This window comes from Kribbella sp., assembly GCF_035655035.1.
In the GTDB taxonomy this organism is placed as follows: Bacteria; Actinomycetota; Actinomycetes; order Propionibacteriales; family Kribbellaceae; genus Kribbella.
The window spans coordinates 1-10,792 of the sequence record NZ_DASRVN010000667.1; the positions used below are offsets into that span (position 1 = coordinate 1).

A 10,792-nucleotide genomic window follows, 5' to 3' on the forward strand; every position below is an offset into this window, starting at 1 on the left:
GAGCAACGGTCTGCCTGATCCCTCGAACATCCAGCTGTTCGCGTCGGGGTACGGCGCGACCCGGCTGCAGACCGGGCCGGGCGGCGACCTGTTCACGGTGGACTACGACAACGGCCGGATCCTGCGGTACGTGTACAACGGCACGAACAACCCGCCGACGGCGATCATCCACGCCACCCCGGCGAGCGGGCCGACACCGCTGACCGTGACGTTCGACGGGACCGCGTCGAACGACGCCGACGGCGATCCGCTCACGTACGCATGGGATCTGAACGGCGACGGTGTGTACGACGACTCGACCGCGGCGACCGTGCAGCACACGTACACGACCGCCGGAACGGTGACCGCGCGGTTGCGGGTATCCGACGGGAAAACGTCGACCACCACGTCCACGCAGATCGACGTGGCGAACACGGCACCAACCGCGCTGATCACGTCGCCCGGCCCGGCGACGACCTGGAAGGTTGGCGACACCATCAACTTCTCCGGGTCCGCGACGGATCCCGAGCAGGGTACGTTGCCGGCGTCGGCGCTGACCTGGACGTTGATCATGCATCACTGCCCGAGCGACTGCCATACGCACACGATCACCTCGATGACCGGGGCGAGCGGCTCGTTCACGGCGCCGGATCACGAGTATCCGTCGTACCTGGAGCTGAAGCTGACGGCGACGGACGCGGAGGGGCTGACCGACACGAAGAGCGTGCGGCTGGATCCGAAGACGGTCGACCTGACGTTCAACTCGTGGCCGCCCGGGATGCCGGTCGCGTTCGGGAACACGAGCGGGAAGAGTCCGTTGATCGGGAAAACGATCGTGGGATCCAGTGTCTCGGTGTCGGCGGATCCCGGGCAGCCGGTGGCTAACCAGGTGTACCGGTTCGGGGCGTGGTCGGACGGCGGGGCGCGCGACCACAACCTGGTGGCTCCGGACCGCGTGTCGACGTACACGGCCATGTACAGCGCGAAGCGGAACCTGGCGCTCCGGCGACCAGCTGTTGCCTCCAGCACCTATCTCGCGGGCCGTGAGGCGTCGAAGGCCGTCGATGGCTCGATGGGTACGGCGTGGTCGAGCGCGCGGGCCGATCCGCAGTGGTACCGGGTCGATCTCGGGTCGGTGCAGGCGGTCAACCGGGTGCTGCTGAACTGGCTGTCGACCGCGTACGCGAAGTCGTACCAGATCCAGGTGTCCGGCAGCGGACGGTCATGGAAAACGGTTTCGGCAACGGTCGGCGGGGACGGCGGGACGGACAACGTGACGTTCTCGCCGATCTACGCGCGGTACGTGCGGATCGTGGCGACGAAACGGGCCGTTGCCGGGAGCTACTACTCGCTCTGGGAGTTCGGCGTGTTCCAGGACACCGGGCCGGCGATCGGTATCGCGGGGCAGTGCGTCGACGTGTACCGCGCGCTGACGGCGGACGGTACGCCGACGACGCTCTACACGTGTAACCGTGCCGTGAACCAGCAGTGGACGCCGTCCGCCGACGACGGGACGATCCGCACGACGGGCAAGTGCCTGGCGGCCCGCGACACGACCCTGCGCACACCGGCTGTGCTGTGGACCTGCGACGGATCGGCCGGCCAGCGGTGGATTCCCGAGGTCGATGGCACCTTGCGGAACGCCGCGTCCGGGATGTGCCTGGACGCCACCGGCGCCTCCTCAACGAACGGGACGAAGCTCATCATCTACACGTGTAACAACGGGCTCAACCAACGCTGGACGCTGCCGTAATCCGGTCGTCCCGCGGTGTTTGCACCACCCATCCTTCGGCGAATGAGTGGGGGATGGGTGGCGGGACGAAATAGGCCCGCGTTTTGTGATGTGGGGTTGTTCACGTCACAGGTGGTGAGCAGCGGACGTCAGGTGTTTGTTCGATGAGGGCAAACGGGAAGGAACGTCATGACTGCAGTGGTCGAAGGATTTGGTGGGCAGATCGTCGGGCCGCAGGACGCGGAGTACGACGCGGCGAGCCGGACGGTGCTGGTTTCCGGAAGTCCCGCATACGTGTTCCGTCCGGCGAGCGTCGACGACGTACGGAAGGCCGTCCGGTACGCCGTGGAGAGCGGGCTGCCGCTCGCGGTGCGGGGTGGTGGGCACGCGTTCCCGGGGTTCGGGACGAACGACGGCGGCGTGGTGATCGAGTTGTCCGGCCTGGCCGGGATCGAGGTCGTCGACAAGGACAAGCACGTGGTGCGGATCGGCGGCGGCGCCACCTGGGGACAGGTCGCGGCCGCGCTCGCGCCGTACAACCTGGCGATCTCGTCGGGTGACACGAGGAGCGTCGGCGTCGGCGGGCTGACGTTGAGCGGCGGGATGGGGTGGAAGGTCCGGAAGTACGGTCTCGCACTGGACAGCCTGGTCGCGGTGGAGCTCGTGACCGCCGCGGGCGACGTCGTACGGGCGTCCGCGGAGGAGAACACCGACCTGTTCTGGGCGGTCCGTGGTGGCGGCGGAAACTTCGGGATCGTGACCGCGTTCGAGTTCGCCGCGCACCCGACCACCGACATCCACTTCGGGAAACTGGTGTTTCCGGCGGCCGAGATCGCCGAGGTACTGCCGCGCTGGGCGGAGTACCTGCGGACGGCGCCGGCCGAGCTGACCTCGATCGCCGCGTTCGCGAACCCGTTCCTCGGCGGCCCGGAGGCGCCGCTGGAGATCCAGGTCGCGTACGACGGTGACGACCCGGAGCTCGCCGCGCAGGCGATCGACCCGCTCCGTGATCTGGGCACGCTGCTCGCCGACGACGTCGCGCTGACGCCGTACGCCGAGGTGCTGGTGGACGGCGCGGTACCGCCGCCGGGGATCCAGCTGGTGACCCGAAGTGCCTTTGTCGACAAGGATTCGGTGCCCGAGGTACTGCGGATCCTCGCCGCCGCCGGTACTTCGCAGGGTGCGCCGATCATCGCGGTCCGCAGCCTCGGCGGGGCGGTCGCCCAGGTCGCCGACGACGCGACGGCGTACGCGCACCGGCAGGCGGAGCTGATGTTCGCCACGACCACGATCGGCCCGCCGCCGGTGATCGAGGCGACCCGGCCGGCCCGCGAGCAGCTCTGGGAAACGCTGCGCCCGCACGTCAACGGCGCGTACGCGAACTTCCTCTCCGACGACGACGTCACCGACGTCTACCCCGCCGCGACGTACGAGCGGCTGGCGGAAATCAAGCGGAAACACGATCCCGACAACGTTTTCTCCGGCAACCACAATGTGCGGCCGGCATGAGCAAGGTCTGGTTCGTCACCGGTTCGTCGCGCGGTCTCGGCCGAGCGTTCGTCGAGGCTGCCCTGTCCCGCGGTGACAGGGTGGCCGCGACGGCGCGGCACAAGCTGACCGAGTTGTCCGAGCAGTACGGCGACTCCGTACTTCCGCTGGTCGTCGACGTCACCGACAAGGACAGCGTTTTCGCGGCCGTCGAGCAGGCGCACGCACACTTCGGCCGCCTGGACGTGATCGTGAACAACGCCGGCTACGGGCTGTCCGGTGCGGTCGAGGAGCTCGACGAGTCACAACTCCGGCACCAGTTGGAGACGAACTTCTTCGGTCCGCTGTGGGTGGTCCAGGCAGCCCTGCCGTATCTGCGCGACCAAGGCGACGGCCGGATCATCCAGGTTTCCTCGGTGGCCGGTCTGCTCGGGTTGCCGCTCGGTGCCGCCTATTGCGCGTCGAAGTGGGCCCTCGAAGGCCTCAGCGAAGTACTCGCCCAGGAGGTCGCGGGTTTCGGCGTCAAGGTCACGATCCTCGAGCCTGGCGGCTACGCGACCGATGGCGTCACGGGCGGAGTCCAGTCCGCCGCGATCCCGCTGTACGACGACTTCCGCGCGGCGCTCACGGCGTACGTCGCGGCCGCGGACTTCGGCGATCCGGCCGCCGCCGGTCGCGCCATCCTCGAACTCGCCGACGCCCCGCACCCACCGCTCCGCGTCTTCTTCGGCACGCAGGGCTACCCGATGGCGCAGCAGGCGTACGCCGACCGTCTGAAGACCTGGGCGGACTGGCAGGACCTGTCGGTGAAGGCCATGTAGGGCCTGGCCCCGTGGACCCGGGAGACTACGGGTAGGCGTCGATCGGGGATGTCCGCTGCTCTGGCAAGCTGGCGATGGTGAAGACGATGACGTTCAACATCCACCACGGCGCGGGTATGAACGGCAAGCTGGACCTCGAGCGGGTCGCCCGCGCGATCGAGGCCTCCGGTGCCGCGGTCGTCGGGCTGCAGGAGGTCGACCGGTTCTTCGATGCACGCAGCAACTGGGTGGACCAGCCGTCCTGGCTGGCCGCCCGGTTGAAGATGAACTACGTCTTCGCCGCCAACCTGGACTGGGATCCCGCGGAGCCGGGCAAGCCGCGGCGGCAGTACGGGACGCTTGTGCTGTCGAAGTACCCGATCGTCGACTCGCGGAACACGCTGCTGCCGCTGCATGCCGGAAGTGAGCAGCGCGGTCTGCTGGAGGCGCTGATCGACGTGAACGGTACGCCGTTGCGCTTCGCCAATACGCACCTCACCACGATCAACGACGGCGAACGCCTCGAGCAGGTGAACGCGATCGTCGCGCTGCTGAAGGATGCTCCCGAGGCAACACTGCTCGTCGGCGACCTGAACGCAGTACCGACGTCGACCGAGGTCAGGACGCTGACGACACACCTGACCGACACCTGGAAGGAGAAGGGGTTCGCCTTCGGCTTCACCAACCCGGTGCCAGTGGCGATCAAGCGTATCGACTACCAGCTGCACAACTCGCAACTGGTAGCAACCGCCGCCTCGGTCCCGCTGACCTTCGCCTCCGATCACTGGCCACTCGTGGCCACCTACTCCCTCACCTGACCTGCGCCGCCAACGCGATTACTCCAGCCAGATTGTCTCGAACGTCGGGTTCGCGTGGATGTGGACGGCCTCGTAGCCGCCCGGCCCGGTGCGGAACTTGTGCGGCGTGTCCGCCGGTACGACGAGGATCTGGCCCGCCGTACCGACGATCTCCTCACCGGCCACGGTGAACGTCGCGGAACCACGCCGGATGATGAAGGTCTCGGCGTACGGATGCTTGTGCAGCCGCGGCCCGGCACCTTCCTTGGTCGTCGCCTCGAGAATCAGCGAGACGCCCGCGCCACCCGGCAGCTCGGTGTAGTTCTCGGTCCATTCCTCGCCGTCGGCGCGCCCGTCGGCCCGGTTGATCACCGCGGCCCCCGACTTCGCAATCTCCGTCATAGCACCCTCCTCGGTCGATCCCGCCCACCGTAACCACACCACGGTCCGTTGCACATCAGGTTTCTCCCTGAGGCAGAGATAACCTCGACGGCATGGAGCTGACCCGGGCCTTCACCGATACGCAGTACGCGCATGCTCTCGAGTCGTGGGAGTTCCTCGACCTGCAGGGGAAGGTCCCGCTGTTCACGTCGCCGTTCGGGGACGTGTTCTTCCAGGCGGCGGACGGGTTCTGGTGGCTGGACACGCTGGAGGGCACCTTGACCCGGCAGTGGGCGAGCGCGCAGGAGTTGGAGCAGGAGCTCAACACCGAGGACGGGCAGGACCAGTACCTGCTGGCCGGGCTGGTGTTCGGCGCCGCCGACAACGGCGTCGTACCGTCCGGTGACCAGGTGTACTCGTTCGCGCATCCACCGCAGCTCGGCGGGGAGATCGCGCTCGGCAACGTCGAAGTACTGGACTTCGTGGTCTCGCTGAACATCCTCGGGCAGATCCACACCCAACTCCGCACCACCTAAGGTGGTCCGCATGCCGCTGTACTCGTTCGAAGGTAAGCGCCCGACCGTCCATCCCGACGCGTGGATCGCGCCGACCGCAACGCTCGTCGGTGACGTGGTCGTCGAGGCCGGGGTCTCGATCTGGTACGGCGTGGTCGTCCGCGCCGACCTCGGTACGATCACGATCCGCGCCGGGGCGAACATCCAGGACAACACCGTCATCCACGTCGGCCACAACGGCTGCGAGATCGGCCCGAACGCGACCGTCGGCCACCAGTGCCTCGTCCACGACTGCACCATCGGCGAACAGGCCCTGGTCGGCAACGGCGCGATCGTCCTGGACGGCGCCGTCATCGGCAACCGCTCCCTGGTCGCCGCCGGCGCCACCGTCACCCCCGGCACCGTCATCCCACCCGAATCGGTCGCCATGGGCAGCCCCGCCAAGAAGATCGTCCCGCTCGACGGCACCGCCAAACTCTTCGTCGACCACAACGCCGCCGTCTACCACGCCCTCGCCGAACGCCACGCCACAACCGTCAAACTGGTCGAGCCGTGATCGACGACTTCGCGAAGGCCTACCTGCACGACGCGCTCCGCTCGGTCCGCGAGTCCCTGCTCAGCAAGGTCGAGGGACTCTCCGAGTACGACGTACGCCGGCCCCTCACGCACACCGGCACCAACCTGCTCGGCCTGATCAAACACCTCACGATGACCGAGGCCCGGTACCTCGGCGAGATCTTCGGCCGCCCGTACCCCGACCCGCTCCCGAGCTACACCGACCCGGACTACGCGAACCGCCACCACCTGTGGGTGACCGAACACGAGACCCACGCCCAGATCCTCACCAACTACCACCGCGCCTGCACCCACGCTGACGCCACGATCGAAGCCCTCCCGATCGACACCCGCGCCACGGTCCCCTGGTGGCCCCGCCCCGACGTGATGCTCTTCAACGTCCTCGTCCACGTCCTCACCGAAACCAACCGCCACACGGGTCACGCCGACATCCTCCGCGAACAACTCGACGGCACGACCAACGCTGACCCCACGGTTGATTGGGCGGCCCATCGAGCCCAAATAGAAGCCGCCGCCCGCGCTGCCCGGAGCTAGGAACGACTGCTGCTTCTCGGCGCCGTACTGCGCGGAGCTGCAGGCGGATGTGGTGAACCGGGGGGCGTGGTCTGCCCCCGCGTGCTGCGCAGGTGCTCCGGTCGCTGCGCTCCCTCCCGCACCCGCTCCGCGCGCTACCCACCCGCCACCGGCTAGGCGCCGGCAGTGCCCGGCTGGCGCCAGGAGTTGCGAGCTGGCGCTCGCGCGTGACTGCTTAGCGAGCGCGCTTCGTAGGGCGGGCCGTGGTCAGTGGGGCGAGAGTCGTCCGCAGCAGGAACTCTGGCCCGAAGCAGGCCGGCTCCGACGCCCTGCGCGCCGACCACAGCCGACGCTCGGACGAACAAGACGGACGTCCGCCACGAATCACGAGGTTGTGCTCCTCCAGTCGCGGAGATTGATCATTCTGCGGACTTGCGATACCCCCTGGGGTCAGGGAACAAGCAATTGCTTGTCGCCCGACCCCACGAGGTGTTCACAGTCAGGCCGCCTGGCATCGGCCGGCGTCCGAATCGGCCGATCCCGCACGACACAGCGACCTGGGACACACAGACCGCCACCAGCCAGTCGACACCGCGACTCAGGTCCCCGGCGCAGAGTCGCCTGCGCATCGGACAACCTGATGCGCAGAACCTTCCAGCCGAGAGGAGAGGTCCAGACTCGCACCGAGCGAGCTCGTGGGGCAGCCGGCGAGCGTCAGTGAGTCGGGTGACCCACTTGGTCGCGGTCGCGCGCCGCGCAGCCTCGCCGAGATACGTACGTGGGCCGCCTTCCAGTCAGAAGGGCCGCGCCCTGGCGTGGCCTACTTTGTCTGGTTCGGATGGATTGTGTGCACCTGTTCGAGGTACACGACGGAGCCGTCGACGTAGAACCAGATGCGGGCCGTACCTTTGGCTGTCGGCTTGTGCTGCCATCGCTGGTGGTCGACTCCTGCCCGGCATACGATCCCCAGCGCGTCCTTCAGCGGGTAGTTGGTCGGCGTCACGTCCAGCGGAGTCCTGGTCAGGAAGTCCCAGGTATCGGCGAGCGGACCTCGCAGTGTGGCTGCGAGGTCGCGCCAGCCTTTCTGTGCATTGGCCGAGGCGAAGCGCAGTTCGTACTCGCTGTTCTTGGTCGGACGCTCGACTTTTGTCTGCTTCGCCATGCGTCAGGGACGGTCCACCGGCTCATCCTCGTCAAGCCATTCCACTGGTGCATGACCCAGACCGGCGGCGAGTGCAGTTGCTGTTTCACGCCAGGAGGTCAGCTCAGCGAGCGCGAGGTATGCCTGGCCAGTGGCGAATGATGCCCTGGCCGCGGTCAGGATGTCAGTTGCGCAGGTCTCACGGCCCTCCGGACTGAGGGCGAGCATCCATGGGAAGTGATCACTCATCCGTTCGGCGAGTGTTCCCTCAAGGCTGGTGGAGACGGCGATGAGCTGGGCCGCGAGCTCAAGCAGCGAGTTACGGGCTCGATTCTCGCGCTCGGACATGAGGACCAGGGACTCGCCGTCCCGGCGCGTCACCTCGACAGGATGGTCCGAGGCCGCGGCGAATACCTCCGCCGACGAGCGACTCAATTCCGACGACTGGAAGGAGGTTCGAGATGCGGTGTCAGCCGTCATGCGGTACACGGTAGTTCAGAATGTGTTCTGAACTCAACTGCCGGGGTCACATCACGCAGTCGATCCGGCTGAACTCGCGGGCGGCAGGAGCACTAACGCTTGTCAGGCAGAATCGGTCACAATGACGCGAGCTTCCGGAGCGCAAAGTGGGCGAACGGCCTGGCGACGACCCGGCTTGATGCTCGAATCAAAGAGCGTGTTCATCAACGGTCAGCTCATGCGGAACGGGAGTCGTCAGATACTCGTGACCCCGACCAACCTCATCGTTCCTGCGGCCGTCGTTGCGCTCGCGTTCGTTGCTTGGGTGCTGCTACGGCTATGTCGTTTGAGCCTGCAAGGCCTCGACGAGCAGGCGGCCAGGCTGGCACGGGTCTGCCTCGCTCTCTGGTTCGCGGGGCTCCTCGTGGTGACGCTCGGGGGCCGGCCACACGATGCCTCGGGTGGCGTCTACTTCAACTGGATACCCTTCGCGGCGCAGAGTACTGCACCCGCGACAGAGAACCTTGTGAACCTGCTGCTTTTCGTCCCAGCCGGTCTGCTGCTCGGTTGGGTAGCACCGCACGCATCAGACGCCCGTCTGCTGCTGAGCGCGTCGGCTGGCGCGCTTCTTCTGTCGTCCCTCATCGAATGCATGCAGGCGTTCACTCCGTTGGGCACGGCTGGAGACATCACCGACGTCCTGTTGAACACGACGGGCTGCATCGCTGCCAGTGCCGTCGGTATCAGCGTCCGTCATGTGCTGGCGCGCACACTCCAACGCAACCATCGCCGCCCGGCCGGAACGGGATCGGTGCACACGTAGCGCGCGCAGGGATCGGAGCAGGTGCGCAGCGCGCAATGGCAGAGCACCTCCACGCGGCACCACCTCCCGTTTGCTACCTCCACTTCCCGCTCAGCACGTCCACCGCTCACAACCCGCGCCACTCACCACCTACCGTACGGAGTGCGCTGGCCTAGTAGTCACTCGCGAGCGGCAGCTCGCTACTCCCGGCGCCAGCCGGGCACTGCCGGCGTTAAGCCGGTGGGCGGGTGGGTAGCGCGCGAAGCGGGTGCGGGAGGGAGCGTAGCGACCGGAGCACCTGCGCAGCACGCGGGGGCTAACCAACTCCATCGTTCACCTCGCCCACCCGTTATCACCCCGTCCCTTCTAGGTGCGCCAGGTGTAGCGGCGTTCGGGGCGGCCGGTGGTGCCGTAGCGGAGGGTTACTTCGGCTTGGCCTTGGGTGGTGAGGAATTCGAGGTAGCGGCGGGCGCTGACGCGGGAGATGCCGACCAGTTCGGCGCATTCGGCGGCGGAGAGGTTTTCCGGGGTGTTGCGGAGGGCGGTGGTGACCAGGTCGGTGGTTTCCTGGGAGAGGCCCTTGGGGAGGCGGTTGACCAGGGGGCGGGCGGGGGCCAGGACCCGGTCGACGTCGGCCTGCGAGGTGACCTGGTCGGGGACCGACGCGCGGCGCCGGGCGTACTCCTGGAGGCGTACCCGGAGGTCCTCGAAACCGAAGGGTTTCAGCAGGTAGTTCACGACGCCCTGGCGGACGGCGCCGCGGACGGCGTCGGCCTCGCGGGCGGCGGTGATGACGAGGATGTCGACGGACGGCTGTACGGCGCGGAGCCGGGCGATCAGGTCCAGCCCGAAGACGTCGGGCAGATACAGGTCCAGCAGCACCAGGTCGGGCGCCAGTGACTCCAGCGCGGCGACGGCGGCGTCGCCGGAGTTCGCCGTACCGACGACCTCGAAGCCGTCCACGCGGTCGACGAAGCCGCGGTGGATGCGGGCCACCATGAAGTCGTCGTCGACGACCAGGACCGTGATCATCGGGCTCCTTCCGGTGTGCGTTGGGTGGACATCCGCGCGATGAACGCGGCGCCGCCCTCGGTCAGGTTGGTGACGGCGACCTCGCCGCCGCGGCGCCGGCAGATCATCCGGGTCATCGCCAGCCCGATGCCGCGTTCGCCCTCGGCGGCGGCCTTGGTGGTGAACCCGTGCGCGAACACCTCCTGCGCCAGCTCCGGCGCGACGCCGGGTCCGGAGTCCCGGACCACGATCTCCACCGAGATCGCGTCCTGCCGGAGTTCGACCTCGACCCAGGCGGGCGACAGCGGCGTACCGGACTGCGCGGCGGCGTCGACCGCGTTGTCGACGAGGTTGCCGAGTACGGTCGCGATGTCCGCGGACAGCGCCGGGTCGAGGCGGAGCAGGGTGGTCCGCTCGGACACCCGGAGCTCGACGCGGCGTTCGGCCGCGAGCGAGGACTTCGCCATCAGCAGGGCGGCGACCGTGGTGTCGTGGACCCGCCGGGTCACGGTCAGGTCGAGCGACTCACGATAGCGGTTCAGCGCGCCGACGTACGTCACGACCTCGTCGTACTCCCCGATCTGGATCAGCCCGGAAA

The 10,792-nt window shown here is 67.8% G+C and carries 13 protein-coding genes; 8 read left to right on the plus strand and 5 right to left on the minus strand.

What is annotated here, in order from left to right; translation table 11 throughout:
• From VFF46_RS34845 to VFF46_RS34860, 4 genes are all read left to right on the plus strand, one after another.
• Positions 1–1,732: ricin-type beta-trefoil lectin domain protein (locus tag VFF46_RS34845; protein ID WP_325041511.1), on the plus strand; the 1,732-nt coding region annotated here is incomplete at its 5' end.
• 168 nt (positions 1,733–1,900) lie between these two features.
• The gene (locus VFF46_RS34850; protein WP_325041512.1) at positions 1,901–3,220 is read left to right on the plus strand and encodes an FAD-binding oxidoreductase; all 1,320 of its coding nucleotides are present in this window, start codon (positions 1,901–1,903) and stop codon (positions 3,218–3,220) included.
• The gene (locus VFF46_RS34855) at positions 3,217–4,020 is read left to right on the plus strand and encodes an SDR family NAD(P)-dependent oxidoreductase (protein ID WP_325041513.1); all 804 of its coding nucleotides are present in this window, start codon (positions 3,217–3,219) and stop codon (positions 4,018–4,020) included. Before VFF46_RS34850 ends, VFF46_RS34855 begins: the two co-directional genes overlap by 4 nt.
• 86 nt (positions 4,021–4,106) lie before the next feature.
• Entirely contained in the window at positions 4,107–4,817 is a 711-nt protein-coding gene (locus VFF46_RS34860) for an endonuclease/exonuclease/phosphatase family protein (RefSeq protein WP_325041514.1), read from the plus strand.
• A gap of 18 nt (positions 4,818–4,835) precedes the next feature.
• On the opposite strand, the gene VFF46_RS34865 is transcribed toward VFF46_RS34860, so the two are convergent.
• Complete coding sequence (locus VFF46_RS34865) at positions 4,836–5,198, minus strand: cupin domain-containing protein (protein ID WP_325041515.1); 363 nt, start codon at positions 5,196–5,198, stop codon at positions 4,836–4,838.
• A gap of 92 nt (positions 5,199–5,290) precedes the next feature.
• Between VFF46_RS34865 and VFF46_RS34870 the strand changes: the two genes are divergently transcribed.
• From VFF46_RS34870 to VFF46_RS34880, 3 genes are read left to right on the plus strand one after another with little or no spacing between them, the layout of a single operon-like run.
• Positions 5,291–5,713: a T6SS immunity protein Tdi1 domain-containing protein gene (locus tag VFF46_RS34870; protein ID WP_325041516.1), complete on the plus strand. Its 423-nt coding sequence runs from the start codon at positions 5,291–5,293 to the stop codon at positions 5,711–5,713.
• A gap of 10 nt (positions 5,714–5,723) precedes the next feature.
• On the plus strand, positions 5,724–6,248 hold the full coding sequence (locus tag VFF46_RS34875) for a gamma carbonic anhydrase family protein (RefSeq protein ID WP_325041517.1): 525 nt from the start codon (positions 5,724–5,726) through the stop codon (positions 6,246–6,248).
• Positions 6,245–6,802 (plus strand): DinB family protein, encoded by a 558-nt coding sequence (locus tag VFF46_RS34880; protein WP_325041518.1) that lies wholly within the window; start codon positions 6,245–6,247, stop codon positions 6,800–6,802. The genes VFF46_RS34875 and VFF46_RS34880 overlap by 4 nt, the downstream gene beginning before the upstream one ends.
• A 799-nt stretch (positions 6,803–7,601) precedes the next feature.
• Here VFF46_RS34880 and VFF46_RS34885 read toward each other — a convergent pair.
• The gene (locus tag VFF46_RS34885; RefSeq protein WP_325041519.1) at positions 7,602–7,943 is read right to left on the minus strand and encodes a hypothetical protein; all 342 of its coding nucleotides are present in this window, start codon (positions 7,941–7,943) and stop codon (positions 7,602–7,604) included.
• Positions 7,944–7,946: 3 nt separating this feature from the next.
• A complete protein-coding gene (locus tag VFF46_RS34890) occupies positions 7,947–8,402 on the minus strand; it encodes a hypothetical protein (RefSeq protein WP_325041520.1) in 456 nt (151 codons plus the stop codon).
• Between the two features lie 196 nt (positions 8,403–8,598).
• Between VFF46_RS34890 and VFF46_RS34895 the strand changes: the two genes are divergently transcribed.
• The gene (locus VFF46_RS34895) at positions 8,599–9,204 is read left to right on the plus strand and encodes a VanZ family protein (protein ID WP_325041521.1); all 606 of its coding nucleotides are present in this window, start codon (positions 8,599–8,601) and stop codon (positions 9,202–9,204) included.
• 345 nt (positions 9,205–9,549) lie between these two features.
• Here VFF46_RS34895 and VFF46_RS34900 read toward each other — a convergent pair whose 3' ends face one another.
• Both VFF46_RS34900 and VFF46_RS34905 read right to left on the minus strand, forming a co-directional pair.
• On the minus strand, positions 9,550–10,215 hold the full coding sequence (locus tag VFF46_RS34900) for a response regulator (RefSeq protein ID WP_325041522.1): 666 nt from the start codon (positions 10,213–10,215) through the stop codon (positions 9,550–9,552).
• Positions 10,212–10,792 (minus strand): sensor histidine kinase (locus tag VFF46_RS34905; RefSeq protein WP_325041523.1); only part of this gene is annotated, 581 nt, incomplete at its 5' end. The genes VFF46_RS34905 and VFF46_RS34900, both read right to left, overlap by 4 nt.